At 67.7% G+C, this 25,482-nt stretch carries 26 protein-coding genes, 1 tRNA gene and 2 riboswitches; of the genes, 11 read left to right on the top strand and 16 right to left on the bottom strand.

The window, feature by feature from the left end:
* Positions 1–82 precede the first annotated feature (82 nt).
* Positions 83–1,765, top strand: a complete 1,683-nt coding sequence (locus tag VAR608DRAFT_RS31880) for a purple acid phosphatase family protein (RefSeq protein WP_088957706.1) — start codon at positions 83–85, stop codon at positions 1,763–1,765.
* 33 nt (positions 1,766–1,798) lie between these two features.
* Here the strand turns inward: VAR608DRAFT_RS31880 and VAR608DRAFT_RS31875 are convergent, their stop codons facing one another.
* The 4 genes from VAR608DRAFT_RS31875 to VAR608DRAFT_RS31860 all read right to left on the bottom strand — a co-directional run bounded on the left by VAR608DRAFT_RS31875 (position 1,799) and on the right by VAR608DRAFT_RS31860 (position 4,243).
* Positions 1,799–2,314 carry a hypothetical protein gene (locus VAR608DRAFT_RS31875; protein WP_088957705.1) on the bottom strand — a complete coding sequence of 172 codons (516 nt, stop codon included), beginning with the start codon at positions 2,312–2,314 and terminating at the stop codon, positions 1,799–1,801.
* Entirely contained in the window at positions 2,311–2,922 is a 612-nt protein-coding gene (locus VAR608DRAFT_RS31870; protein ID WP_197700437.1) for a hypothetical protein, read from the bottom strand. Before VAR608DRAFT_RS31870 ends, VAR608DRAFT_RS31875 begins: the two co-directional genes overlap by 4 nt.
* Positions 2,923–3,039: 117 nt before the next feature.
* On the bottom strand, positions 3,040–3,420 hold the full coding sequence (locus tag VAR608DRAFT_RS31865; protein WP_157731171.1) for a hypothetical protein: 381 nt from the start codon (positions 3,418–3,420) through the stop codon (positions 3,040–3,042).
* A gap of 28 nt (positions 3,421–3,448) precedes the next feature.
* On the bottom strand, positions 3,449–4,243 hold the full coding sequence (locus tag VAR608DRAFT_RS31860) for a nucleotidyltransferase (protein ID WP_231973032.1): 795 nt from the start codon (positions 4,241–4,243) through the stop codon (positions 3,449–3,451).
* A 209-nt stretch (positions 4,244–4,452) separates the two neighbouring features.
* On the opposite strand from VAR608DRAFT_RS31860, the gene VAR608DRAFT_RS31855 reads away from it, so the two are divergent.
* Positions 4,453–5,226: a metallophosphoesterase family protein gene (locus tag VAR608DRAFT_RS31855; RefSeq protein WP_088957702.1), complete on the top strand. Its 774-nt coding sequence runs from the start codon at positions 4,453–4,455 to the stop codon at positions 5,224–5,226.
* 28 nt (positions 5,227–5,254) lie between these two features.
* Here the strand turns inward: VAR608DRAFT_RS31855 and VAR608DRAFT_RS31850 are convergent, their stop codons facing one another.
* The gene (locus VAR608DRAFT_RS31850) at positions 5,255–6,118 is read right to left on the bottom strand and encodes a LysR family transcriptional regulator (RefSeq protein WP_088957701.1); all 864 of its coding nucleotides are present in this window, start codon (positions 6,116–6,118) and stop codon (positions 5,255–5,257) included.
* Positions 6,119–6,184: 66 nt separating this feature from the next.
* Between VAR608DRAFT_RS31850 and VAR608DRAFT_RS31845 the strand changes: the two genes are divergently transcribed.
* The 4 genes from VAR608DRAFT_RS31845 to VAR608DRAFT_RS31830 all read left to right on the top strand — a co-directional run bounded on the left by VAR608DRAFT_RS31845 (position 6,185) and on the right by VAR608DRAFT_RS31830 (position 11,137).
* Complete coding sequence (locus tag VAR608DRAFT_RS31845; RefSeq protein WP_088957700.1) at positions 6,185–7,369, top strand: YbfB/YjiJ family MFS transporter; 1,185 nt, start codon at positions 6,185–6,187, stop codon at positions 7,367–7,369.
* Entirely contained in the window at positions 7,366–7,980 is a 615-nt protein-coding gene (locus VAR608DRAFT_RS31840) for a carboxymuconolactone decarboxylase family protein (protein ID WP_088957699.1), read from the top strand. Before VAR608DRAFT_RS31845 ends, VAR608DRAFT_RS31840 begins: the two co-directional genes overlap by 4 nt.
* 93 nt (positions 7,981–8,073) lie before the next feature.
* The gene (locus tag VAR608DRAFT_RS31835) at positions 8,074–9,795 is read left to right on the top strand and encodes an ABC transporter permease (protein WP_088959089.1); all 1,722 of its coding nucleotides are present in this window, start codon (positions 8,074–8,076) and stop codon (positions 9,793–9,795) included.
* Positions 9,796–9,811: 16 nt separating this feature from the next.
* Positions 9,812–11,137: an ABC transporter ATP-binding protein gene (locus VAR608DRAFT_RS31830; RefSeq protein WP_088957698.1), complete on the top strand. Its 1,326-nt coding sequence runs from the start codon at positions 9,812–9,814 to the stop codon at positions 11,135–11,137.
* Between the two features lie 3 nt (positions 11,138–11,140).
* On the opposite strand, the gene mnmH is transcribed toward VAR608DRAFT_RS31830, so the two are convergent.
* Positions 11,141–12,208, bottom strand: a complete 1,068-nt coding sequence (mnmH, locus tag VAR608DRAFT_RS31825) for a tRNA 2-selenouridine(34) synthase MnmH (protein WP_088957697.1) — start codon at positions 12,206–12,208, stop codon at positions 11,141–11,143.
* Between the two features lie 244 nt (positions 12,209–12,452).
* On the opposite strand from mnmH, the gene VAR608DRAFT_RS31820 reads away from it, so the two are divergent.
* The gene (locus VAR608DRAFT_RS31820) at positions 12,453–13,031 is read left to right on the top strand and encodes an ABC transporter ATP-binding protein (protein WP_088957696.1); all 579 of its coding nucleotides are present in this window, start codon (positions 12,453–12,455) and stop codon (positions 13,029–13,031) included.
* A gap of 93 nt (positions 13,032–13,124) precedes the next feature.
* A tRNA-Gly gene (locus tag VAR608DRAFT_RS31815) sits at positions 13,125–13,200 on the top strand.
* 47 nt (positions 13,201–13,247) lie between these two features.
* Here VAR608DRAFT_RS31815 and VAR608DRAFT_RS31810 read toward each other — a convergent pair.
* The 3 genes from VAR608DRAFT_RS31810 to VAR608DRAFT_RS31800 form a co-directional block, all read right to left on the bottom strand.
* A complete protein-coding gene (locus tag VAR608DRAFT_RS31810; protein WP_088957695.1) occupies positions 13,248–14,696 on the bottom strand; it encodes a flavin-containing monooxygenase in 1,449 nt (482 codons plus the stop codon).
* A gap of 8 nt (positions 14,697–14,704) precedes the next feature.
* The gene (locus VAR608DRAFT_RS31805) at positions 14,705–14,986 is read right to left on the bottom strand and encodes a hypothetical protein (RefSeq protein ID WP_088957694.1); all 282 of its coding nucleotides are present in this window, start codon (positions 14,984–14,986) and stop codon (positions 14,705–14,707) included.
* A gap of 145 nt (positions 14,987–15,131) precedes the next feature.
* Entirely contained in the window at positions 15,132–15,761 is a 630-nt protein-coding gene (locus VAR608DRAFT_RS31800; protein ID WP_088957693.1) for a flavin reductase family protein, read from the bottom strand.
* A gap of 36 nt (positions 15,762–15,797) precedes the next feature.
* Between VAR608DRAFT_RS31800 and VAR608DRAFT_RS31795 the strand changes: the two genes are divergently transcribed.
* Positions 15,798–16,688 (top strand): DUF3014 domain-containing protein, encoded by an 891-nt coding sequence (locus VAR608DRAFT_RS31795; RefSeq protein ID WP_088957692.1) that lies wholly within the window; start codon positions 15,798–15,800, stop codon positions 16,686–16,688.
* Positions 16,689–16,815: 127 nt separating this feature from the next.
* Here the strand turns inward: VAR608DRAFT_RS31795 and VAR608DRAFT_RS31790 are convergent, their stop codons facing one another.
* The 3 genes from VAR608DRAFT_RS31790 to VAR608DRAFT_RS31780 all read right to left on the bottom strand — a co-directional run bounded on the left by VAR608DRAFT_RS31790 (position 16,816) and on the right by VAR608DRAFT_RS31780 (position 19,293).
* Positions 16,816–18,105, bottom strand: a complete 1,290-nt coding sequence (locus VAR608DRAFT_RS31790; protein WP_088957691.1) for an RNA polymerase sigma factor — start codon at positions 18,103–18,105, stop codon at positions 16,816–16,818.
* A 33-nt stretch (positions 18,106–18,138) separates the two neighbouring features.
* Entirely contained in the window at positions 18,139–18,564 is a 426-nt protein-coding gene (locus tag VAR608DRAFT_RS31785) for a YciI family protein (protein ID WP_088957690.1), read from the bottom strand.
* 159 nt (positions 18,565–18,723) lie between these two features.
* On the bottom strand, positions 18,724–19,293 hold the full coding sequence (locus tag VAR608DRAFT_RS31780) for a DUF4124 domain-containing protein (protein ID WP_231973031.1): 570 nt from the start codon (positions 19,291–19,293) through the stop codon (positions 18,724–18,726).
* A 143-nt stretch (positions 19,294–19,436) separates the two neighbouring features.
* On the opposite strand from VAR608DRAFT_RS31780, the gene VAR608DRAFT_RS31775 reads away from it, so the two are divergent.
* Together VAR608DRAFT_RS31775 and VAR608DRAFT_RS31770 are read left to right on the top strand one after the other, a co-directional pair.
* Complete coding sequence (locus VAR608DRAFT_RS31775; protein ID WP_088959088.1) at positions 19,437–19,799, top strand: hypothetical protein; 363 nt, start codon at positions 19,437–19,439, stop codon at positions 19,797–19,799.
* 13 nt (positions 19,800–19,812) lie between these two features.
* The gene (locus VAR608DRAFT_RS31770) at positions 19,813–20,049 is read left to right on the top strand and encodes a glycine zipper domain-containing protein (RefSeq protein ID WP_088957688.1); all 237 of its coding nucleotides are present in this window, start codon (positions 19,813–19,815) and stop codon (positions 20,047–20,049) included.
* Positions 20,050–20,064: 15 nt separating this feature from the next.
* Here the strand turns inward: VAR608DRAFT_RS31770 and gcvP are convergent, their stop codons facing one another.
* The 4 genes from gcvP to VAR608DRAFT_RS31750 form a co-directional block, all read right to left on the bottom strand.
* Entirely contained in the window at positions 20,065–22,986 is a 2,922-nt protein-coding gene (gene gcvP / locus VAR608DRAFT_RS31765; protein ID WP_088957687.1) for an aminomethyl-transferring glycine dehydrogenase, read from the bottom strand.
* Between the two features lie 30 nt (positions 22,987–23,016).
* A complete protein-coding gene (gene gcvH / locus VAR608DRAFT_RS31760; protein ID WP_088957686.1) occupies positions 23,017–23,394 on the bottom strand; it encodes a glycine cleavage system protein GcvH in 378 nt (125 codons plus the stop codon).
* Between the two features lie 43 nt (positions 23,395–23,437).
* Positions 23,438–24,601, bottom strand: a complete 1,164-nt coding sequence (gcvT, locus tag VAR608DRAFT_RS31755) for a glycine cleavage system aminomethyltransferase GcvT (RefSeq protein WP_088959087.1) — start codon at positions 24,599–24,601, stop codon at positions 23,438–23,440.
* Positions 24,602–24,652: 51 nt separating this feature from the next.
* A riboswitch (glycine riboswitch) is annotated at positions 24,653–24,773 on the bottom strand.
* Positions 24,774–24,791: 18 nt separating this feature from the next.
* Positions 24,792–24,879: riboswitch (glycine riboswitch) on the bottom strand.
* Between the two features lie 41 nt (positions 24,880–24,920).
* The gene (locus VAR608DRAFT_RS31750; RefSeq protein ID WP_088957685.1) at positions 24,921–25,472 is read right to left on the bottom strand and encodes a hypothetical protein; all 552 of its coding nucleotides are present in this window, start codon (positions 25,470–25,472) and stop codon (positions 24,921–24,923) included.
* Positions 25,473–25,482 lie beyond the last annotated feature (10 nt).

Here is a 25,482-nt window from a genome sequence, read left to right as displayed (position 1 = left end):
AAGAAGGGTCGCGGCACCGCCAGGAGCGGTGTCATCAAAACAGCATGCGCGCCTCCTAGGATGCACCGCACCAGGAGGTCACATGACTCAACACGCATCGAACGACGACGCCAGCGACGCAGGCGCGCCGATCTCCCGCCGCGGATTCTTCAAGGGCGCCGGCGCGGCGGGCCTGGCGGCTGCCGCATCGCCGCTGGCACTGCCGACGGACGCCGCGGCGGCAACGGCCGACGGCACGCCGGAGCAGATCCACCTGACCTGGGGCAATCACGCGTGCACCGCCGTCTATGTCTCATGGGCCTCGGCGGCGCAGGCCGTGAATCCGCGGGTCCGCTTCGGGCACTCCGCCGGCAGGGAGCGCACGGTCCTGGCGGTCCAGCGGACCTATACCGACGGGCTCAACGGCCAGACCGTGTTCACCTACCACGCCCTTCTCGACGAGCTTGTGCCGAATGCGGCCGTCCATTACACGGTGACGGCCGACAACGACGGCAACTACGCCAAGCCCTTCGTCGGCAGCTTCCGGAACGCGCCCAGGGGCAGGCAGCCTTTCCGCTGGACCAGCTACGGCGACCTCGCGACCCCGGTCACGAGCTGGGTTCTCTCGTCGCTGCAAAGCCGGTATGCGGTGCAGGCCGTGGAGCGTTTCGAGCCGCTCTTCCATCTGCTCAACGGCGACCTCTGCTATGCGAACCTCAATCCCGCCGCTCAGCCCTCGGTCTGGGCGGACTTCGGCAGGAACAACCAGGCCTCGGCGGCGCTGCGTCCGTGGATGCCGTGCCCGGGCAACCACGAGATCGAGTTCAACAACGGCGCAGAGGGCTTCGAGTCGTACCTGACGCGCTACGCACTGCCCGACAACGGAACGCCGTTCGCCGGCCGCTGGTACAGCTTCCGCGTCGGCAGCGTGCTCTTCATTTCCCTGTCGGCCGACGACGTGATCTACCAGGACGGCGGACCGTTCGTCGCCGGCCCTGCCGCGCTGCAACCGGCGCCCAGCACGGGCAATGCACCGATCGAGGCCGGCACCTCGAAGTACATCCGTGGCTACAGCAACGGCGCGCAGACGCGCTGGCTCGAAGAGACGCTGGCGCGCGGGGCGCGGGATGGCGACATCGACTGGATCGTCGTGCAGATGCACCAGGATGCGCTCAGCTCCTCGAAAACCGGCAACGGTTCCGACAAGGGCATCCGGGAGACCTGGCTGCCGCTTTTCGACCGCTATGGCGTCGATCTGGTGGTCTGCGGCCATGACCACGACTACGAGCGCAGCTGGCCCGTGCGCGGTTGCAACCACGGGGTCGGCCGGGATGCGGCGACGGGTGCCGCGGTCGACACCTGCCAGCCGAACCCGGTCGTCACGGCCGACCCCGCGGACGGCAGCTTCGACACCAGCCGCGGAACGGTTCACCTGATCCTCGGCGGCGGCGGCACCAGCGCGCCGCTGGACAGCTACGGCGTGAACGCAACCAACGGAAAGCCGCAGGCCAAGGTCTTCACGAAGTCGAATCGCCCGATGGCGGGCGCCTCGGCGGGTGTGTACATCCGCGCCGGCGCCGACGCGGTCGAAGACGCCATCTGGTCCGCGCGACGCGACACCGGCACCGGGTACGGCATCGCCGTCTTCGACCTCGACCCGGGCACGCACGGCGGAAAGACGTCGATCACCATCCGCTACTACCATGCGCCCGGCGCCGACAAGGCGCCAACGCCGAACTACGAGCTCTTTGAGACTGTCGTTCTGTCGAAGGAGCGGCGAGGCTAGGACGCAGGACCACTGAAGCCCCGCCGAGCCCCGCTACAGCGACAGCAGGCGGTGCAGGAACGAGCGATAGCGCCGCAAGGCGACCCGCAGATCCTCGGTCGAGACCGGGCCCGCCTGCGCGACCTGCGCCTCGACATGACTGCGTTCTCTCGTGAAGGTCTCGGTCAAGTTTTTCAAGACCCGGTTCACCAGGTCGTCCGCGTCGTGCACCGCCTTGCGGGGGTCGTCGACAAAGCCGATCTGCACCGCGTCCCAGTCGCGACGGAAGTCCCCGGCGACGTCTGTCGCGAAGAGCGGCTCCAGTTCATCGGAGTTGCCGTGCGGCGCACCGGGCCTGTCATCGAAGCCGGCATCCGGCGTCTCGACCGTGCGATCGGATGACGACTCATCCACCGGATAGACCTCCAGTTCGGCAGCCCCGCTTGCACCCGTGGGCGAGCTGCGCACGTCGTCCGGCGCGGTGGATCTCGCGGGGCGCGGTGCCTCGGCGAGCGTTGTGGCTTCCGCTTCGAGCTGGGCGGACTGTCTGCGCTTGGAATCGAAAATCATGATCGCACCTCCATCGGCCGGGCGGCCCGTATCGACTGCACCGGCGTTGCGCCCGTTCGCTGCTCACGCACTTCCAGCAATTCATCGAAGAGCGCACGGTAGTGAACGACGGCCTTGCGCAGTTCCTCGGTGTCGACTTCGCCATCGACATTGCGCCGGCGAATGTCCTGCGCTGCGCGGTAGTGGCTGACCACGGCAGGGTGATCGACCGAAATGTCCGCGGCGCGGTGCTCGAAATCCGCCAGCGGATAGCCGCGCTTGGCCATCAACTCGCGCACCAGCGCATCGGCCTTTTCCACTACCCAGCGCGGGTTGTCGACGAAGTCGGCCTGCAGCGCAGTCCATGCGGCATGGAAGCGCGCGGCATCCTCGGAGGTGAGCGGGACGATCGCCAGGCGCTCGACCCGAGCCTCCCGGCGCTGCAGCTCGGCTTCCGCCTTGGCCCGGCTGGCGTGTGTCTCGACGGCGTGGTCGTACTCGGGACCGAAGCGGGCCCGCAATCGCTGCGACTGTCTGCTGCGATAGAAACCGTAGGCGGCCAACGCAATCAGCGCAACGGCCGCGACGATCGCGACAAGGATCCAGGTTTGGGGGGTCATCGTGTCCATGGGTAGTCTCCTTGACTTCGAATCTTCGGGCGCCCGCCCGGCCACAAGCGCGGAAAGGAACTCGATCCGTTGACGGACTGCTCTGACTGGGTTGAACCGAGTCGCACACCAACGTGGCTAACCGCCGGCTGGGCTGAAGGCGGTGATCAGCACGAGCAAGCTCAGCACCACCCAGACCGCGGCGAAATCCCAGGCACCGGTTCGGCCTCCCTCGAATTCGCGGCGGCGCCAGATCATCAACGGCAACCACGCGTCTGCCGACTCGTAGTAGGCCGGCAGCTTGTGCAAGCAGGCTTTGCAGTAGTACGCGCCGCGACGGTTGAGCGTCTTGCAGTCTTCACAGACTTCGCCGATCTGTTCTCGTCCTGCCGATGAGCGCACGAGATCGAAGAGACTGGCGAACGCGACAGGTGATTCAGCCGATGGGGTGGACTCCGAAGATTCGCGATGGGGTCGGCATCGGGCCAATCCGCGGACGAGTTGATTGAATGAAGTCATGGTCCTTTGCTCGCTCTACAGGGTGGGGCTAGGTGTTCGGCGATCCGTGGCCTACGTGCTCGGCGGGAATGGCCTGGGTCCACTCGGCCACCTCCCGCTTCGTCATGCTGCCGGCGCGGGCGAGGCGTGCGTCCCGGTAGCCCAACTGCTCGATGTCGTAGAGATACTGCTCGCGCGACAGAAAGGTGCCCCGGCAGACATGCTCGATCGAGGTGGGCGGATCGCGTATTTCATCGCTCAGGTGCGCCGTGAGTCTGCGCATTGCCCATCCCGGGATGCGATGGCGTTCGCCGGGATAGATGTAGCCGTACAAGATCAGGTGCACCAACAGCACCCGCCAGTGCGGCCCGAATCGGGCCAGCAGTCGTTCCCAATCAATCCGCTCGGCATGGGTCTGCAGGAGGTGAACGACATCTCCTCCGTCGAAGCGTTCGCGCTCCATCAGAAACGCCTTGGAAAGCAGCACGTCCTCGACGTTCGCGATGCGCACCCTGACATCCAGAATGTCGGTGCGGGAGTTCGCGTGAAACCAGTGCTTGTCGACAGGGGCGAGGCCATTGCCCGAGTTGAAGATCAGATCGATGAACTGCGGGCCGCTCCGGATCTTGGCCAGCCAATGCGGATAGACCAGGTCTGCCTGCCAGCCGTGATGCAGCGCCACCCGTGCGATGCGCTCGTAGTCCGCCCGGCGAATGAAGAGATCCAGGTCCTTGGTTGCTCGTCGGATCCCGGTGTGGCAGGCATGAGCGAAAGCGCCGCCCACCAGGAAGGGAATGCGGGCGCTCGTCAAGGCAGACAGAACGCGCCGATAGAAGTCGGCCACGGAAGGGTCGAGTTCAGCTCCGAGCGACGGCGCTGGCGCGATGGAACACTTCATTCGCAGACGGTAAGCCTGCCCAGCCATGGGCCGTGCAGCGCGAGGCGCCACCCTGCGTCGGCTGGGGCCTACGGACCTTGCGGGATGAAGCCGACGGCGACCTCACCGATCAACGCCCAATCTCGTTGCAACTGCACTTGCATTGCTGGACGCCCATGCATGGTCCCAAATCTTCTTCTCATGTCCGGTTCGCGGCGGTCGGCGATCTCCACGTCCAAAAGGATTCGGCCGGCACGCTGCGCGCCTTCTTCGAGCAGGCGGCTGAGCAGGCGGATGCGCTGCTCCTGTGCGGCGACCTCACCGACTACGGAACCGCCGCGGAGGCCCAGGTGCTGGCACAGGAGCTGACTTCCGTCCCTGTCCCCATCGTCGCGGTCCTGGGCAATCATGATTTCGAGTCCGGCGTGCCGGAGCAGGTGGTCGAAGCGCTGACGAAGGTGGGCGTCCGGGTGCTCGACGGCACGGCCTGCGAGATCGAAGGCGTCGGCATTGCCGGCGTGAAGGGCTTCGCCGGCGGATTCGGACGCGGTTCGCTGGGCGCTTGGGGAGAACCCGCGATCAAGCTGTTCGTCCAGGAGGCGCTGAACGAGTCCATGAAGCTGGAGGCTGCGCTGGCCAAGCTGCGCACACGGCAGCGCATCGCGCTGCTGCACTACGCCCCCGTCTCCGGCACGGTGCAAGGCGAGCCGGTGGAGATCTTCCCGTTCCTGGGCAGCAGCCGGCTGGAGGAGCCGCTGCTGCGCTATCCAGTCGATGCGGTTTTCCACGGACATGCGCATCGCGGAGCGCTCGAAGCCCGCACTGTCAATGGAACGCCTGTCTACAACGTTGCCAAGCCCTTGCTCGAGCGCACCCGGCCCGATTCGCCTCCGTTCTTCCTCCTCCAGTTGCCGCGTGATTGCGGTGAGCCGGGGCGCGCGCCTGGCTAGCTCACGCGGCGCGGTGTCGCGCCGCCGGCTAAGGCTTCCTGAGCATCTCGATCAAGCGCGCGAGCGCCACCGAGGGCGTTCCCTTCCACACCAGGTGCGTCCGGTTGTGCCGCATCCGTTCCGGCAGGGGATGCTGGCGGACATCCGCCGTGGCACGCAGCGCCTTGAGCACCGACACCGGCACGATCGCGAAGCCGGTGCCGGCAGCCACGCAGGCGATCATCGCCTGATAGGACGAAAACTCCAGCGAGCGTGAGGGCGACACGCCGCCCTTGCCGAGCCACTGTTCGAGCAGGCGGCGGTACGAGCAGCCTTGCGCGAACGCGATCAGCGTCGAGTTCGCGAGATCGCCCGGGCGCGTCACCGAGGTCACGCTGAGCGCGGTGACCAGCACCAGCTCTTCCTCGAACACCGGCAGCGATTCCAGTCCGGCCGGCGAGAAGGGCTCGGACACGAACGCAGCCTCGATCTCGAAGCCGTTCACGCGCTTGAGCAGCGCGCCCGTGGTCCCGCTGACCAGTTCCACCACCACCCCCGGATAGAGCTTGTGGAAGCGCGAAAGCACCGGCGGGAGCCGGCTGCCCGCGGCGCTTTCGAGCGAACCCAGCCGGAAGGTGCCGAGCGGCAGGTCGCTGCGCAGCTCGGACTCGGCCTCGTCCGCGAGGCGCAGCAGCCGGTCGGCGTAGGGCAGCAGCTTGTGGCCCGCCGGCGCCAGCGCGAGCGTGCGGCCCTGCCGATGGAACAGCTTGTGCCCGAGCCGTTCCTCGAGCTGCTGGATGCGCGTCGTGACGTTCGACTGCACGCGGTTGAGTTTGTCCGCCGCGCGGATCACGCCGCCTTCCGCCACGACGGTGCGGAAGATCTCCAGGGAGTCCAGGTCGATGGTTCTCATAAAAGGAATGATCGTTCTGAATAATTCATTTGTGGCCGACCCGCATTCTGCGTCTAATGACATGCCATGTCGAATCCCTCCCTCACCATGTCGCGGCCTTCCTACCTGTCCGTCTGCGTCGCCGGCCTGTTGGCACTGGCGATCGCGATGGGCATCGGCCGCTTCGCCTTCACGCCGATGCTGCCGTTGATGATCCGCACCGGCAGCCTCGACGTCGCGGCGGGCGGCTGGCTTGCGGCGGCCAACTACGCGGGCTATCTGCTCGGTGCGTTGACCACGGCACGCCTGCCGCTCACGCCGCAGCGTGTGGGGCTCGTATCGCTCGCGATCATCGTGATTTCCACCGCGGCAATGGGCTGGTCGGGCTCGGTCGCTCTCTGGCTGGTGCTGCGCTTCGTCGCGGGTGCTGCGAGTGCGTGGGCGCTCGTGAGTACCAGTGTCTGGTGCCTCGCGTGGCTGGCGCGGCTTGCGCGGCCGTCGGGCGCCGGCCTTCTCTATGCGGGCGTCGGCGCGGGCATTGCGCTCGCCGGGCTCTACTGCTGGCGTGCCGGTGCGGCGGGCGCGGCGCCGGACAGTCTCTGGATCCAGCTCGGCATCCTCGCGCTGGTGGGGCTGTCGATCGTCGCGGCGCTGATGCCGCGCGATGCAGCAACCGCCGCCGCGGCGCCGCGTGCGGGCGACGGCGCGACCGCATCGGGCACCGTGCCCTGGGGGCTGGTGCTCAGCTACGGCATGCTCGGCTTCGGCTACATCCTGCCGGCGACCTTCCTGCCGGTGCTGGCGCGTGCGGTGGTCGACGATCCTTCGGTCTTCGGTGCCGCGTGGCCGGTGTTCGGCGCGGCGGCAGCGGTTTCGACGCTGCTGGCGGCGGCGGTGCTGGGGCACGTCCCGCGGCGCCGCGTGCTCGCCGGAAGCCATGCGCTGATGGCGCTGGGATGCCTGCTGCCGGTGATCCATCTTTCCGCGCTCACCGTGCTCGCGGCGGCGCTGCTGGTCGGCGGCACCTTCATGGTCGCGACCATGGCCGGCATGCAGGAGGCCAAGGCGCGCACCCCCGGCGACCCCACCCGTGCGCTCGGCCGCATGACCGCCGCCTTCGCGATCGGCCAGATGGCGGGCCCGATCCTGTCGTCGGCCTTGAGCGGCTCGGCACAGGGCTTCGGCGGGCTCTTCATCGCGCTGGCGGTCGGCGCGGTGGCGCTGCTGGGCAGCGCCGCGTGGCTGGTGCGCGAACCCCGATCGATGGCATGAAAGAAAGGAACCCCAACGTGCTTCAACAAGGCCACACCCACCCCTGGATCGAGCGCCTGCCGATGCCTGCGGCCGGATCGATGACCGAGGCGCAGCGCGCGGCCGCGCAGGCGCTGATCGACGGACCGCGCAAGGCGGTGTTCGGCCCCTTCATCCCGCTCCTGCAAAGCCCCGTGCTCATGGAGCGCATCGGCAGCCTGGGCGAATACCTGCGCTTCGACAGCCCGCTGGATGCCCGCGTGCGCGAACTGGTGACCTGTGCGGTCGCGAGGCATGTCGGCAATCAGTTCGAATGGGTCGTGCACGCCGCGGCCGCGGTCAAGGCCGGTGTCAGCGCCGAAGCGATCGAGGCCCTGCGGCTCGGCCGCCGCGCCGCACCGCTGGCGCAAGACGAGCAGCTCGCGCTCGACTTCGCGCAGGAGCTTCTGCAAAACAACGGCGTGAGCGAGCCCACCTACGCCGCGGTGCAATCGCGCTTCGGCAAGCCCGCAGTGGTCGATCTCAGTGCGCTCGTCGGCTACTTCGCGATGGTCTGCTGGGTGATGAACGTGGCCCACACGCCGGTGGAGCCGCCGCAGGGGCAGGCGGGGCTCGACGCCTTTCCGCTGTAGAAAAAATCAGTTGCGGGTCAGCTTCCCGCCGGCTTCGAGGAGACAATCCGCGCTGCGCGGACAGGGTCCGTGAAACGACCCTTCGATCCGCACATGCTCGACAAACGCTTTTTTCCGCGTCAGGCGGTCGCGTCCGGCGGCAACCGCTGGGACTGGGCGCTGCTGCCCCTGGTGCTCGCGACCTTGTTCGCGCTGGCCTACGGCGGCGCGCAGATGGCCCGGCCCTACGAGATCGGGCAGCCGCTGCCGATCAGCCTCGATCCGTGGATGCTGCCGTACTACCTGTTGCGCACCACGCTGCGGATGTTCCTCGCGCTCGGCGCGTCGCTGGTCTTCTCCTGCGTGTTCGCGGTGCTCGCGACGCGCTACCGCGTGGCCGAGAAGGTCCTGGTGCCGATGCTCGACATCCTGCAGTCGATCCCCATCCTCGGCTTCCTGTCGATCACGGTCACCGGCTTCATCGCGCTGTTCCCCGGCAACCTGCTCGGCGTGGAATGCGCGGCGATCTTCGCGATCTTCACCTCGCAAGCCTGGAACATGGCCTTCAGCCTGTACCAGTCGCTGCGCACGGTGCCGCCGGAACTGCGCGAGGCGTCGTCGGTGTTCCAGCTGTCGGCATGGCAGCGCTTCTGGCGGCTCGAACTGCCCTTCGCGGCGCCGGGGCTGCTGTGGAACATGATGATGTCGATGTCCGGCGGCTGGTTCTTCGTGGTCGCCTCGGAAGCGATCTCGGTATCGAACCAGAACATCAAGCTGCCGGGCGTGGGCTCGTACATCGCGCTGGCGATCGAGGCGCGCGACCTCGGCGCGATCGGCTGGGCCATCGGCGGCATGCTGATCGGCATCACGCTGTACGACCAGCTCTTCTTCCGTCCGCTGATCGCATGGGCCGACAAGTTCCGCTTCGAGGAGGGCAGCACCGAGGAGGCCCCGCGCTCGTGGCTGCTCACCTGGCTGCGCCGCACCGACCGCGTCAAGCGCATGATCATCGGGGCCATGCAGCCGCTCGAACGCGCGCTGGTGCTGTTCCGGCTCGACTTCGACGGAACCTCGATCAAGGCGCGCCCGCGGCCGCCCGACCCGGCCGTCGCGCGTGTGTGGGACGCCACCATCGCGGCTGCGGTGCTGCTGGCGCTGTTCTGGCTCATGCGCTTCATCCACACCGAGGTCGGCTGGGCCGAGGTGGGGCATGTGTTCGTGCTCGGCTTCTACACGCTCGTGCGCGTTCTGGTGCTGATCGCGCTGGCGGCGCTGGTGTGGGTGCCGATCGGCGTCTGGATCGGCATGAATCCGCGCTGGGCCGGACGGCTGCAGGGCGTGGCGCAGTTCCTGGCGGCCTTTCCGGCCAACCTGATGTTCCCGGTGGCGGTGCTGTTCATCGTCCGCTGGCAGCTCAACCCGAACATCTGGCTCGCGCCGCTGATGGTGCTGGGCACGCAATGGTATCTGCTCTTCAACGTGATCGCGGGCGCATCGACGGTGCCCGCCGAGCTGCGCTACGCGGCCGAGAACCTCGGGCTCGGCGGCTGGCTCAAGTGGCGCCGCTACCTGCTGCCGGCAGTGTTTCCGAGCTTCGTCACCGGCGCGATCACCGCCAGCGGCGGATCATGGAACGCGAGTATCGTCGCCGAGTACGTGACCTGGGGCGACACCACCCTGCAGGCGGCGGGCCTCGGGAGCTACATCGCGCACATGACCGCGATCGGCGACTTCCCGCGCATCGCGCTCGGCATCGGCGTGATGTGCGTGTTCGTCATGGGCATGAACCATTTCGTCTGGCGCCGGCTCTATGAGCGAGCCGAGACCAGGGTCTGATTCGAGGGGAAATCGCATGGCCGAAGCCATCATCGAACTCAAGGACGTGGGCAAGTCGTTCCGCTCGGCCGACGGCGTGGCGCGCGCGGTGCTCGAAGGCGTGGATTTCCGGCTCGCCGAGGGCGAGATCGTGGCGCTGCTGGGCCAGTCCGGCTCGGGCAAGTCCACGCTGCTGCGCATCCTGGCCGGCCTCATCGGCGCGGACGGGGGCAGCGTGAGCTATCGCGGCCAGCCGCTGTACGCGCCGGCGCGCGGCATCGCGATGGTGTTCCAGTCCTTCGCGCTCTTTCCGTGGCTCACGGTGCAGCAGAACGTCGAGCTCGGCCTGGAGGCGCGCGGCATCGCGCCGGCCGAGCGCGCACGCCGCGCGAGTGCGGCAATCGATCTGATCGGCCTGGCCGGTTTCGAGGGCGCCTTGCCGCGCGAGCTTTCGGGCGGCATGCGGCAGCGCGTGGGCATCGCGCGCGCGCTCGTGATCGAGCCCGAGGTGCTGCTCATGGACGAAGCCTTCTCCGCGCTCGACGTGCTGACCGGCGAGCGCCTGCGCGAAGACATCCTCCAGCTGTGGAGCAGCGGCGCGATGCCGACCAAGGCGATGCTCATCGTCTCGCACAACATCGAGGAAGCGGTGCTGATGGCCGACCGCATCCTGATCTTCGCGGCGGATCCCGGGCGGGTGCGCGCCGAGCTGCCGATCCATCTGCCGCGGCCGCGCGATGCCGACAGCCTCGAGGTGCGCGCATTGATCGACGAGGCCTACGCGCTCATGACCGAGCGCGCACCTGCCGCCGGCCGTGCCGCCGAGGAGCCGCCCCGCATGCATCTCGGCGACCGCCTGCCCGAAGCGGATATCGGCCGCATGGAGGCGCTCTTGGAAATGCTGGTCGACGACGACCGCAATGGACGCGCCGACCTGCCGCAGCTCGCCGAGGAAACCGAGCTCACCGACCAGGACCTGCTGCCGCTCGCGCAGGCGCTCGCGCTGCTCGGCTTCGCGAAGCTCGCGGATGCGGATCTGCATCTCACCGAACTGGGGCGCCACTACGTCGGCGGCGCGCACACGCTGCGGCAGCAACTGCTGGGCCAGCAGTTGCTCGCGCATGTGCCGCTGGCTGCGCACATCCGCCACAGCCTGGAACAGGCGCCGACGGGCGAGCTGCCGCAGGAGCCTTTCCTCGAATTGCTGAAGGAAAGCCTGGACGAACCCACCGCCGAGCGTGTGCTGCGTACCGCCATCGAGTGGGGCCGCTACGGCGAGGTGTTCGAGTACGACCTGCGCACCGGCCTCATCCACCTGCCGGCCGGCGAGGAGGAAAGCGCCGAACCGTCGGCTCCGGGCTGAGATTCAGCGCTTGCCGGCGCCGGGCGCTTCGAGCGCAAGGACCGCGTCGGCCAGCCGGTCGATGCCCGGCTCCGAGAGGTCCTCTGCTTCGACGCGCTGCCGGTCGGCCCACGACGCGAAGTGCTGCGCCTGCGAGCGCGCGTAGAGCGGGTCGTAGTGCAGGGCCATCAGCTCGGCGAAAAGCGGCGAGAGCTCACCGCTGCGCGCCCAGGCCTGCCAGCGCTGCACGGTCTCGTTGCCCTGCAACTCCTTGAGCAGCCCGAGCTGCGTGGCCAGCGCCTCGGCGTCGTCGCCCAGGTAGGCGTAGTCGCGCAACAGGTAGGCCAGGCGCGCTTCCGGCGTCGCCGCGATCTCGATGCAGGGGCTCGCACGCATGCGCGCCACCAGCGGAATCGGCACGGCGATGCGGCCGATGCGCGGGCTTTCGCCTTCCACGTAGAGCGGCCGGGCGAGGTCGATCTCGTCGAGCACCTGCGCGACGCAGGTCTCGAAGGCCTTTTGCGAAGGCTGGGGCGTGCCCGGCAGCGCGCCGAGCAGCGAGCCCTTGTGCCTGGCGAAGCCTTCGAGGTCGAGCACCTGCGCCCCGCGCGCGGCGAGCGCCTGCAGGATGCGGGTCTTCGCGCTGCCCGTGGCGCCGCACAGCACGCGCAGCGGCAGGCGAGGGGAGAGCGCCTCGATCTGCTCGATCACGTGATGGCGAAAGCTCTTGTAGCCGCCGGACAGTTGCTGCGCGTCCCAGCCGACCAGGCGCAGCCACGTCACCATCGAGCCGCTGCGCATGCCGCCGCGCCAGCAGTAGACGAGCGGCTTCCAGTTGGGCGGCCGGTCGGCGAAGCGCTCGCGCAGGTGCTTCGCGAGGTTGGCCGCCACCATCGCGCCGCCGACGCGCCGCGCCTCGAACGCGCCCTGCTGCTTGTAGAGCGTGCCGACGATGCGGCGCTCTTCGTCGTCCAGCACCGGGCAGTTGATGGCGCCGGGGATATGGTCGAGCGCGAACTCGGCCGGCGAGCGAGCGTCGATGAGGGTGTCGAACGCGGGCAGGTCGGCCACGCGGACGGGGGAGCGAGTCATGGTTCTTTTCAGGCGATGATGAAGGGCGCGCAAAACTCACGGACTTGGCACAATGCCGGGGAATTCCGGAGGCCTCGAAAAATCATCCAGAAGAAACGGATTGCCCTGATGGAGTTTTCGCACGACGGCGGTGGCGGCTGCAAAGCCTGCACCGAGTCTCCAATCGGAGATTCTGGCACGCACGCCAGACTTGCCGTCCGGCCGGGCACGAGGCCGGACCGGTCGTTCAAGAAGGGGAGCATTCATGAATCATCGTGCCGGTGCGGGCCTCGCCTGCCTGCTCGTCGCGCTGTCTTCTAGCGCCGCACAGGCGCAAGAGGCGCAAGAGGCGCAACAGCCGCCGCAGCCACAGGAGTCGCAACAGCCACAGGAAGCACCGGCTGCGCGCTTCGACGGCAAGCCCTACTGGGAACTGCTGATCGGTCCGTTCGCGGTGCACTGGAGCAACGAGAGCAAGCACACGCACGTCTACCTGCTGGGCATCGAGCGCAGCCTGCCCCAGGCGCCGCAGTGGTCGGCCGCCGATGCGACGATCTTGGGCTTCTCGGCGTTCCAGAACTCGTTCGGCCAGCCCTCGGCCTATGCGTACTACGGCTGGCGCTGGGACAACCTGTTCGGCCACCCGTGGCTCTACGCGAAGCTGAGCGGCGGCATCCTCTATGGCTACAAGGACCAGTACGAGGACAAGGTGCCCTTCAATCACAACGGCTTCGGGCTGGGGATCATTCCCGCCATCGGCATTCGGTTGACGCCGTTCGACGCGGTGCAGTTCAACGTGCTCGGCGCGGCCGGGATGATCTTCACGTACAGCCGCCGGTTCTGAAGCGGGGCACGAGGTTCGCGAAATTCTTTTCGCGTGCTCCGGAACCCGCAGGATTTCAAGCTATACTGCGAGGCTTCGCACAACGCGAAACACGCGGGAATAGCTCAGTTGGTAGAGCGCAACCTTGCCAAGGTTGAGGTCGCGAGTTCGAGCCTCGTTTCCCGCTCCACTCAATGAAAAAAATGAGGCTTCGGCCTCTTTTTTTTCGTCCCCGCTTCACGAAAAGCGCATCACCCCGTCGTCCACCGCGCCGAACCTCAGTGTCATGAGGTCGGCGAGGTAGTTCTGGTTCAGCTTCCAGGGCTTCCTCGTGCCTTGCTTGGGCAACTGGTCCATCGCGCGCTGGAAGTAGCCCGACGAGAAATCGACCCAGGGCTGCAGCGCCATGGTTTCGCCATCCGCGCGGGGTACGCATTGGCGCGCGCCGGTCCGCCGCATGTGGTTGAGGAGCCGGCAGACGAAGGTGCTGGCCAGGTCCGCCTTCAGCGTCCAGGACGCATTCGTGTAACCGGAAATCGAAGCGAAGTTCGGCACGCCGGCAAACAGGACGCCCTTGTAGTTGACCAGTTCCGCCGGCACGAGCTTGTGCCCGTCCACGCGCATCTCGAGGCCGCCGACCAGCTTGAGCTTCAGGCCCGTCGCGGTCACGACGAGATCCGCGGGCAGCTCCGCGCCGCCTGCAAGCTTCAGGCCGCCTTCGGTGAAGGATTCGATCGTGTCGGTGACGACGCTGGCGCGCCCGCTGCGAATGGCCTTGAAGAGGTCGCCGTCCGGGACGAAGCACAGGCGCTGCTCCCATGGGTTGTAGCGCGGGGTGAAGTGCCTGTCGATGTCGTATTCGGGGCCGAGCTGCCGTCTCACCTGCTTCAGCAGTGCCGACTTCGCGAAGGCGGGCCTGCGCCTGCACAGTTTGAAGATGCCGACGGAGACCAGCACGTTCTTCCAGCGGGTCAATGCATGCGATGTCGCGAATCCGAGATGGCGGCGCAGCCATTGGGCGAACGGGTCCACCGAAGGAAGGCTCAGCACGTACGAAGGCGAGCGCTGCAGCATGGTCACGTGCGCGGCGCTTCGGGCGAGCGCCGGCACCAGGGTGACGGCGGTCGCTCCGCTGCCGATCACGACGACGCGCTTGCCGGCAGGGTCGATGTCGTCCGTCCAGTGCTGGGGATGCACCACGCGGCCGCGGTAGCGTTCGAGGCCCGGGAACTGCGGCGCATAGCCCTCCGCGTAGTCGTAGTAGCCGCTGCACACGAACAGGAAGGTGCAGCGGAACACGCGGCGCTCGCCGGATTCAAGCTCCGCCTCGACGGACCACTTTGCGTCGTGCGATGACCAGCTCGCCGACCGCACGCGGTGGCGATAGCGGATCAGGCGATCGATGCCGTGTTCGCGCGCGGTGGCCCGCAGGTAGTCCAGGATCGACGCTCCGTCGGCGATGGTCTTGGTGCCGGTCCATGGGCGGAACGAGTAGCCCAGCGTGTGCATGTCCGAGTCCGACCGCACGCCCGGATAGCGGAACAGATCCCAGGTGCCGCCGAGTGCGTCGCGCGCTTCGAGGATGGCGACGCTGCGTTCGGGGCAGTGCCGCTGCAGGTGGGCGGCCGCACCGATGCCGGACAACCCGGCGCCGACGATCAATACGTCGACGAAGTCATCGGCCATGAGGCCCTTCAGGCCTTGGACTGCCCGCCCTGCCGGTTGGCACCCAGCGCGTAGACGACCGGCTTTTCATCCGGAAGCTTGGGCGCCGCGACGCCTTCGCCGAGCGGCACGTGGGCCGTCCCGTAGACCTCGCGCTCCAGCCGCTTGGCCCGTTCCGCGTACATGCGGGCGAGGGCGCCGTGGTGCTCCGCGGCGGCCTGGTGCTCGATGCGCGCCAGATTGGCCTCTTCGAGCAGCGTCATGATGCGACGAAGATGGCCGTTCCGATTGGGCTGGAAGATGTTGAACATCGGATCCTCCGAATTCTTGAGCCTGCGAAGGGGCAGTTTTAACGTGATTCGGCGATTTCGTGCATGTCAGCGAAGTTCCACGATTGACGTAGGCCGCCCGGCCAGTGACCGAGCGGTGGCCAAAGCGGTAAAGTGGAAGGATTGCCTAGATCTCGTCGATCTGCGTGCTGCGGGTTTCGCCCTGCGCCGCCAGCGAATAGCGCTCCCGGGTTTTCACGTAGAAGCTCGCGCCGAAGCGGCCCACCGGCAAATAGTGCTGCAGCCGCACGCGCCAGGTCTCGGTGTCGATCAGCTCGTCGCGCGCGTGCATCCAGCGCACCTGGCCGATGAAGATCTGCCGGCTCTCGGTTTCCAGCGTTTCCCACAGCGTGCACTCGAAGGCCACCGGCGCCTCGGCGATGCGCGGCGGCTTCACGGCGCGGCTCGGCAAGGCGGTGAAGCCGACCACGTCGAGCTCGCTCACGTGCGGCGGATGACGATCGCCGCAGCGGTGCATCTGCTCTGCAATGTCCTCGTCGGCGAGGTGGACGACGAACTCGCCGCTGCGCACGATGTTGGCCGCCGTATCCTTGAGCGCGTTGTCCTGAAGGCGATTCACGCTGATCATCACGATCGGCGGCTCCTCGCCGAGCATGTTGAACATGCTGAAAGGCGCCGCGTTCACCACGCCGTCTGCGCCGATCGTCGTGACAAGCGCGATCGGGCGCGGCACGATCAGGCTTGCCATCAACTTGTAGCGCTGGTACTCGGTGAGCTGCGAGAAGTCAACGTCCATGATGATTTTTGAAAAGTGAGAGAGGAGCATTCCACCATGCCCCAAAACGACCCAGCAGAATTCAGGCCAGCACGCGAATCCTCGATGTGGTTCCCGGCGGTCGTCATCGTGGCGGTCCTGGCGGCCGCGTTCGGCTGGTGGCGCTGGTCGCAGCAAAGGGAGGCGCCGCCCGAAACCCCGACCACCGCGACTGCGCCTCAACCCCAATCCGCGCCCGCCGAACTGCCGCCGCAGCCGCCCGTCGCGACGGGACCGCAGAACCCGATGGACAACCTCGCGGAGCCCGAGAAGTCGCTGCCCGCGCTGAGCGATGCCGACGCGCACGTGGCCAGCGCGCTCAACGATCTGCTCGGCCGCAAGAACGTCACCTCCTTCCTGCAGCTCGACGGCTTCGTGCGGCGCGCGGTCGCCACGGTCGACAACCTGCCGCGCGAGCACGCGACCGCGCGCATGTGGCCGGTGCTGCCGACGCCGCAACGTTTCACGCTGCAGGGCAACGGCGAGGTGAAGACGATCAGCCCCGACAACGGCGCGCGCTACACACCCTTCGTTCTCTTCGTCGAATCGATCGACCCGGCACGCGCGGTCGCGCTCTATGCGCGGCTCTATCCGCTGTTCCAGGAAGCCTACGAGGAGCTCGGCTATCCGAACCGCTACTTCAACGACCGGCTGGTGGCGGTGCTCGACCATCTGCTGAAGACGCCCGAGCCCAGCGGGCCGATCCAGGTCAAGATCACCGAGGTGAAAGGCGAGATGCCGCTCGAAAACCCCTGGACGCGCTACGAATTCGTCGACCCGCAGCTCGAGGCGCTCTCGGCCGGACAGAAGCTGCTGATCCGCATGGGGCCGGTGAACGAACGGCGCATGAAGGCGCGCCTGGCCGAACTGCGCCGCCTTGTCGCCACCGGGACGATCGCGAAGAAGTGACCTACCCGGCGGTAGGAAGGCGAGTCTCCTGGCCGTGGGCGGCACGGTGGTCGATCCGCTCGTCGCCACGGTCGAGGGCGGCAAGATCGAGCCGGTGAATCTCAGCGACCTGATGAAGTAGGCGAACTCAGACGGGGCTGGTCGAGCAGGCCAGCGCCCGTGCAAGCAGCAGCTTGCGTTCGCGCGCGTTGCGCGTGAGTTCGGCGGCCCGCTTGAATTCCTCGCAGGCCTCGCGCTTGCGGCCGAGTTTCGCGAGCAGGTCGCCGCGCACGCTCGGCAGCAGGTGGTAGCCCTGCAGCAGCGGTTCCGAGCGCAAAGCATCCACCAGCTCGAGGCCGACCGCCGGCCCGAAAGCCATCGACAGCGCGACCGCGCGGTTGAGTTCGACGACCGGCGAGGGCGCCAGTTGCGCCAGCGCTTCGTAGAGCGCGGCGATGCGCGGCCAGTCGGTCTCGGCGGCGCTGCGCGCGCGTGCATGGCAGGCGGCGATCGCGGCCTGCAGTGCATACGGCCCCGGCGCGCCGCCGACCTTCTCGGCGCGCGCCAGCGCGGCGAGGCCGCGCCGGATCAGCAACTGATCCCAGCGCGCGCGGTTCTGGTCGAGCAGCAGGATCGGATCGCCGTTCGCATCGACACGCGCGGCGGCGCGCGAGGCCTGGATCTCCATCAGCGCAACGAGGCCATGGACCTCCGCCTCTTCCGGCATCAGACCGGCCAGGATGCGGCCGAGCCGCAGTGCTTCGTCGCACAGCGCGGGGCGCATCCAGTCCTCGCCCGCGGTTGCCGAATAGCCCTCGTTGAACACCAGGTAGATGACCTCGAGCACCGACGAGAGCCGCGCCGCGAGTTCGTGCGCGCGCGGGGCCTCGAAGGGCACGTGCGCGCCGGTGAGCGTGCGCTTGGCCCGCACGATGCGTTGCGCGATCGTCGGTTCGGGCACGAGAAAGGAGCGCGCGATCTCCTCCGTGCTCAGCCCGCCCAGCAGCCGCAGCGTGAGCGCGACCCGGGCTTCTGGCGACAGCACCGGATGACAGGCGGTGAAGACCAGGCGCAGCAGGTCGTCGCCCACGTCATCGTCGAGGGCCGCATCCACCGCTTCGGCGAAATCGGCAGCCGCGATCGCGTGCCGCGCATCGAGTTCGCGGCCGATTTCCTCTTCCCTGCTCGCATGCAGGCTGCGCTGGCGCAGCAGGTCGATCGCTCGGCGCCTGGCCGCGGTGGTGAGCCATGCGGCGGGGTTGTCCGGAAGCCCGCCCTGCGGCCACTGTTCGAGCGCGGCGACGAGGGCATCCTGCGCCAGTTCCTCCGCCACGCCGACGTCGTGCACCAGGCGCGCCAGCGCACCGATGATCCTCGCGGACTCGATGCGCCAGACGGCGTTGATGGTGCGGTGGATCTCGTCGGCGGTACTCGTCATCGGGCAGGCCGGCCGCGCGGCGTCAGCCGTTCTTCAACTGTTCTTCCTCGCGGCCATTTCCGCGATCAGGCGCTTTTCCTGTTCCCTGAGTTCGGGCGTCATCTCGGCGCCGAAGTCCTCCAACTCGAAGACCTGCCGCAGCTCGACTTCCTCGCCGCCATCGAACGGTGCGCGCTTGAGCCATTCGATGGCTTCCTCGCGCGAGCGCACCTGCCAGAGCCAGTAGCCGGCGATGAGCTCCTTGGTCTCGCTGAACGGGCCGTCGATGACGGCGCGCTGCTTGCCGGAAAAGCGCACGCGCGCCCCCTTCGAGCTCGGTTGCAGGCCTTCGCCGGCGAGCATCACGCCCGCCTTGACCAGTTCCTCGTTGTACTTGCCCATCGCGGTCAGCATCTCTTCGGTTGGCATCACGCCGGCCTCGGAGTCCTTGTTGGCCTTCACTATCACCATGAATCGCATGTCGTTGCTCCTGTGACTTGGGTCGGTTGCGAGTTCGGCACCGGCCGGTGCGGCCGGCTCATTGTTCCGAGCCTCTGTTTGTACGTCGAAGGGGGACGCGCGAAATCGACAGCCTCGGCGGCCCGTTGTGTAACAAGTGTTTGCGCCGCGTTGCGGTGCTCAATTGCAGACCGTCGTGGTGCCGACCGGCCGGCAAGTTCTGCCGTCGATGCTGCGGTAGCGATCGAGCTGGCCGGTGTTGCGGTCCCAATGGTTGCCCTGCACGTCCTTGCAGGTGCGGTCGCCGCATTGGGTGATGCGCGGCCGCATGTCGCGCGGGCGGCCCGGCGGGCGGTTGACGCCGGGGCTGAAATAGTAGCCGTCGTCGATCCACATCGGGTCTTCGCCGCGATCGCTCCAGCGCGATTCGTCGGACCGGCCCGCGGCGCCGCTGCCGGTGCGGCGGCCGTCGATGATGATGGGGCCCGAAGGTGTCGGCGGCGGCGCTGCCGCGATGCTCGAATCATGATCCGGCGCGGCGCTGCGAACAACGGGCGCGGGCTCCCGTTCGCCGCCCACGATCGAGATGGGGTCGGTCGTCGTGACGCGCGCGACCTTGCGCGCGCCCTGCGGGCATGTGCCGTCGGTATAGCTCACGTTGCCCGCCGCGTCGGCGCAGCGGATCACCTCGGCGCCGGCGGGGAGGCCGAACGCCATGAGAGCAGCCGCAAGGATCAGCGATACGCGCATGAGGAACATTGTCCTCCTCGATCAAGAGAGCGCGCACTCGCAGTGGTTGATTGAAACTTCGACGCGCTTGACACGTCTTGACGGCACAGCGCAGGATCGATCGCGCATCAACAGCGGAGAACGTAATGTCATCCAAACTGCAAATGCGAACGATTTTGTCCGCGGCCTGCACGGCGCTGGCATTGACATGGGTCCCGGCCAAGGCGGCCGAGGTGCCGATCGTCACCGGCGAGCAGTGGACTACATCGAGCGAGGCAGTGAAGAAGGCCTATCTCGTCGGGCTCGCGAACATGGTCCAGGTGGAGATGGCCTATTACGGGAGGAACCAGCCGACCGATGCCCAGAGCTTCGTGCCGCGGCTCTCGAAGGGCATGCAGGGCCAGTCCCTCGACAGCGTGCGCCAGGGCGTGGACGGCTGGTATGCCGCGAACCCCGCGGGCCTGAAGCGCCCGGTGCTGGACATCATCTGGTTCGAAATGGCCGTGCCCGGCCTGCAGAAGAAGTGAAAGGAAGCCGATCATGAAACGGATGAACTGGCTCCTCGCCGCAGCGGCGCTCGCCTTGGCAGCCGGCTGCACGGACATGAGCCCGCAGCAGCAGGGCACGGTGAGCGGCGCGGCCATGGGCGCGGCGGCGGGCGCCGGCATCGCCGCCATTGCCGGAGGCGATGCCTGGACCGGCGCGGCGATCGGTGGCGTGGCCGGCGGTGTCGCCGGCAACATCCACGGCGGCAGACAGCAGCAGCGCTGGTGGTAGGCTCAGTAGCCGGACCTACTCGGTCGAAGCACTCGCCGCCAGTTCCGCGACCGGCACGCAACTGCAGAACAGGTTGCGGTCACCCCAGACGTTGTCGACGCGGCCGATCGGCGGCCAATACTTGGCGGTCTTGAGCGTTGCGAGGGGGAAGGCCGCCAGCTCGCGCGAGTAGGGCCGCGTCCATTCGGTCGAGAGCAGGCTCTCGGCGGTATGGGGCGCGTTCTTGAGCGGGTTGTCGTCCTTCGGCCAGACACCTTCCTCGATGCGCCGGATCTCGCCGCGGATCGCGATCATCGCGTCGATGAAGCGGTCGAGTTCGGCCAGAGGCTCGCTCTCGGTCGGCTCGACCATCAGCGTGCCCGGCACCGGGAAGCTCAGCGTCGGCGCGTGGAAGCCGTAGTCGATGAGCCGCTTGGCGACGTCCTCGGCGGTCACGCCGCTGGCGTCCTTCAGCGGGCGCAGATCGAGGATGCACTCGTGCGCCACGTGGCCGTTGGGGCTCGAATAGAGCGTCGGATAGTGGTCCTTGAGGCGCGCACTGATGTAGTTGGCGCTCAGGATCGCGGTTTCGGTCGCGGCCTGGAGGCCGGCCGCGCCCATCATGCGGCAGTACATCCAGCTGATCGGCAGCACCGCCGCGTTGCCCAGCGGTGCAGCCGACACCGCGCCCACGCCACTCGAGGCGATGCCGCCGGTCGCGTGGCCCGGCAGATAGGGCACGAGGTCTTCCACGACGCACACCGGACCCACGCCCGGCCCGCCGCCGCCGTGCGGGATGCAGAAGGTCTTGTGCAGGTTCAGGTGGCTCACGTCGCCGCCGAATTCGCCCGGTGCGGCGATGCCGACCAGCGCATTCATGTTGGCGCCATCGACATACACGCGGCCGCCGTGGGCATGGACGATCTCGCACAGCTCCTTGACGCGCGTCTCGAACACGCCGTGGGTGCTGGGGTAGGTGATCATCACCGCGGCCAGCTTGTCGCTGTGCGTCTCGCAGGCGCGCTTGAGGTCGTCGATGTCCACGTTGCCTTCGGCGTCGCAGGCGGTGACCACCACCTTCATGCCGACCATGTGCGCACTCGCGGGGTTGGTGCCGTGCGCCGAGAACGGGATCAGGCAGACGTTGCGATGGCCTTGTCCCTTCGCTTCGTGAAACGCCTTGATCGCGAGCAGGCCCGCGTATTCGCCCTGCGAGCCCGCGTTGGGCTGCAGGCTGATGCCGGCGTAGCCGGTGGCTTCGCACAGCCAGGCGCGCAACTGCTTGTCGAGCTGGTCGTAACCCAGGCGCTGCCCGGCCGGTGCGAAGGGATGGATGTTCGCGAATTCGGGCCAGGTGATGGGGATCATCTCGCTGGTCGCGTTGAGCTTCATCGTGCAGCTGCCGAGCGGGATCATGCTGCGGTCGAGCGCGAGGTCCTTGTCGCCGAGGCTGCGGATGTAGCGCAGCATCGCGGTCTCGCTCTTGTGCGTGTTGAAGACCGGATGCGTGAGGAACGCCGAGCTGCGCCGCAGGTCCTCGGGGATGCGCGAGCTCACGCGGGCGGCCAGTTCCTCGAAGCGCGGCATCGGCGTGCCGGCCGGCACGAAGAGCGCCCACAGCGTCTCGATGTCGGCGCGCGTGGTGGTCTCGTCGAGCGAGATGCCCAGGTGGTTCTGCACGCGCTGCCCGAGGTTGATGCTGGCCGCTTCGGCGCGCTCGACGATCTTCGCGGTGTCATCGCCGGTCTTGACGGTGAGCGTGTCGAAGGCGGTGGTGTTGACCAGCTCGCGGCCCATCTGTTCGAGCCCTTGCGCGAGCACGGCGGTCAGCGCGGCCACGCGCTGGGCGATGCGCTTGAGGCCTTCGGGGCCGTGATAGACGGCGTACATGCTCGCGATTACCGCCGGCAGCACCTGCGCGGTGCAGATGTTCGACGTGGCTTTCTCGCGGCGGATGTGCTGCTCGCGCGTCTGCAGCGCGAGCCGCAAGGCCGGCGCGCCATGCGTATCGATGCTGACGCCGACGATGCGGCCCGGCAGCGAGCGCTTGAAGTCGTCGCGACAGGCCAGGTAAGCCGCATGCGGGCCGCCGTTGCCCATCGGCATGCCCAAGCGCTGCGTGGTGCCGCAGACGATGTCGGCGTCCCATTCGCCCGGCGGCGTCAGCATCGTGAGCGCGAGCAGGTCGGCCGCGACGCAGAAGGCCGCGTCGAACTGATGCGCGTGGCCGGCAAGCGGCCGCAGGTCGTGCACATGGCCCGTGGTGGCCGGGTACTGCGCGAGCACGCCGAAGAATTCGCAGCTCGCCATCAGGTGCGGCAGCGTCTCGGACACCGTGCTCACGCGCACCTCGATGCCGAGCGGCGCGGCGCGCGTCTTGATGACTTCGATGGTCTGCGGATGGCAGTCGCCCGAGACCAGGAAGACGTTGCTCTTGCTCTTCACGCTGCGGCGCGCGAGCGTCATCGCCTCGGCCGCGGCGGTCGCTTCGTCGAGCATCGACGCGTTGGCGATCGCCATCCCGGTGAGGTCGCACACCATCGTCTGGAAGTTGACCAGCGCTTCCATCCGGCCCTGCGAGATCTCGGCCTGGTAGGGCGTGTAGGCGGTGTACCAGGCCGGGTTCTCCAGCACGTTGCGCAGGATCACGCCCGGCGTGTGCGTGCCGTAGTAGCCCTGGCCGATGTAGCTCTTCGCGACCTTGTTCTTCGCCGCGATGGCCTTGAGTTCGGCCAGTGCCTCCGCTTCGGTGATCGCGGCCGGCAGCCGCATCGGCCTGGCGCGCCGGATGGCCGGCGGCACGATGCCGTCGATCAGTTCGGCACGCGTGGCGGAACCGATGGCCGGCAGCATGCGCGCTTCGTCCTGGGCTTCGATCCCGATGTGGCGGGCGATGAATTCATCGGCGTTCTCGAGATCGCCGAGCGAGGGGGTGAGGGGAAGGACGGGCGTCGACATGTGGAGATCGGAAAAAAGGTGCGGAGCGGCTCAGGCTTCGGAGGAGAACTTCTCGTAGGCGGTTTCGTCGAGCAGCGCATCGAGCTCTGCCGGATCGCTCACACGTGCCTTGAAGAACCAGCCGCCTTCCATCGGCGCGCTGTTGGCCAGCGACGGATCGGCGCGCAGCGCTTCGTTGACTTCGGTGATTTCGCCGGCAACGGGCATGAACACGTCCGCCGCCGCCTTCACCGACTCGACCACACCGGCCACCTCGCCCTGGGCGAAGGACTGGCCCACCTCCGGCAGATCGACGAAGACCACGTCGCCGAGCGCATCCTGTGCGTGGACAGTGATGCCGACGGTGACGAGCGCCGCATCCGACTCGGTGCGGACCCACTCGTGATCCTTGGTGTACTTGGTGGTCATGAACAAAGCTCCTTGATGAAAAGACGGGTGAAGGCGTGGGGCTTCAGCCCCGGTAGTAGCGCGCGGGAACGAAAGGCATGGTGCTGACTTCCATCGGCACCGGCTTGCCCCGAACGATGGCCTGGATGCGGGTGCCCGGCTCGGCATAGGCGAGCGCGACGTAGCCCATGGCGATCGGCCGGTCGACCGTCGGACCGAGCAGGCCGCTCGTGACATGGCCGATGGCTGCGCCTTCGAAGGATTCGAGCAGCGTGCCGTCGCGCACCGGGATGCGCTCCAGTGCGACGAGGCCCACGCGCTTGCGCACGAGCGTGTGGTGGTCGAGATGGCCGGCCGTGCCGTTCGATGCGGTGAGCTGCGCGAGGATCTTCGCGGCGCCCGGGAAGCCGCCTTCGCGCGCGCCGCCCGTGCGGCGGACTTTCTGCATCGCCCAGCCGAGCGCGGCTTCGACCGGCGTGGTGGTCTCGTCGATGTCGTTGCCGTAGAGGCAGAGGCCGGCTTCGAGCCGCAGCGAATTGCGTGCGCCGAGACCGATGGGTTTGACTTCGGGCTGTGCGAGCAGCAGCCGCGCGAGCCGCTCGGCGTCGGCCGCGGCGACGGAGATCTCGAAGCCGTCCTCACCGGTGTAGCCGCTGCGCGTGGCGAAGGCCGCGATGCCGCCGATGCGCACCGCGCCGCCGGTCATGAAGACGAACTGCTCGATGCCGGGCGACAGCCGTGCGAGCGTGGATGCCGCCTGCGGCCCCTGCAGCGCGAGCAATGCGTGGTCGGGCATCGGAATGACCTGGCAGCGCTTGCCGATCTTCGCGCTGATGTGCGCGATGTCGGCCTGCTTGCAGGCGCCGTTGACCACCACGAACCACGAATCCTGGCCTTCGTTGAAGAACATCAGGTCGTCGAGGATGCCGCCGTCGTCGTTCAGCAGCAGGCCGTAGCGCTGCTTGCCCGGCGCGAGACCGGCCACGTCGACCGGCATCAGGGTCTCGAAGGCGGCCGCCGCGTCGGGGCCGACCAGCCGCAGCTGGCCCATGTGGGAAATGTCGAACAGGCCGGCGGCTTCGCGGGTGTGCTTGTGCTCGGCCATGAGGCCGCCCGGGTACTGCACGGGCATCGAATAGCCCGCGAAAGGCACCATGCGCGCGCCGAGCTCCACGTGCAGGGCGTGGAGCGGGGTCTTCAGAAGTTCGTCGGTCGATGCGGAAGCCAAGGCGTTCTCCAAAGGCAAAGGGGCAGTCCGGATCCATGACCGGAGCCATGGGCCACCCCTGCTGTCCGCTTTACCTGAGAGATTCACCCCACGATCGGGGTTTGCTCCTTCGGTGGACGATTCCGCCATTCCGTCGGTGCGGGGCGGGCCGTCTCTCTCCAGCAAGGAAACGCCCGGAAGAGGGCGCTTCGTCAGTCCTTTTGCCTGAGCGTTCGGGCCCCTTGCAACACGGGGACCTGCGCCTTCGGCGGCCCCGCCTGGCGGGGCTCTCTCCTGACCCGGCGAGTGTAAGGGATCGCCGGACCGGTCGCTCTCGAATTCAGTGAAGCTGCTGTGCCGGAAGCAGCTTGTCGATGCGCTCGCGAATCGACACCGCGCGCTCGGCGCCGGCGAGCTTTTCGACCTCCTCGAGCATGGCGGATGCGACGGTCAGCATGGTCTCGCGATCGCGCGATTCGCGCAGCATCTCGCGGAACTGCTCGGCCAGCACCGGGTCCCGCCGCACGAACATGCGTTCGCACAGGTCGAAGAGGAACATGCGCGTGGTGGCGAGCGAACGCTTGCCGTCGAAGGTGTCCGCAATGGCGGCGGACTCCGGCTCGGCCCCGGCCTTGATTTCGGCCATGGATTCGGACATGGATTCGGACATGGACGCCGGCGCGGGCTCGGCATCGCGGCGGCGCAGATAGCCTTCCTGCAGCAGATGCGAGACCACGCGCCCGGCTTCATCGCGGCCGCCGAAGAGTTCGCCGAAATCGGTGAGCGAGCGTTGTCCATCCGACATCAGCAGCAGCGCGCGCTCGCGCTGGCCCAGCGTTCGACGGCCGGGTTGGAGTTCCTGGCGAGCCTTGTCGGTCTTGATGAGAAACATGGGGACTGGC

It is taken from the genome of Variovorax sp. HW608 (assembly GCF_900090195.1).
Lineage (GTDB): Bacteria > Pseudomonadota > Gammaproteobacteria > Burkholderiales > Burkholderiaceae_C > Variovorax.
Note: the sequence above shows the minus strand (reverse complement) of the source record. Positions and strands in the feature narration are given on the sequence as shown.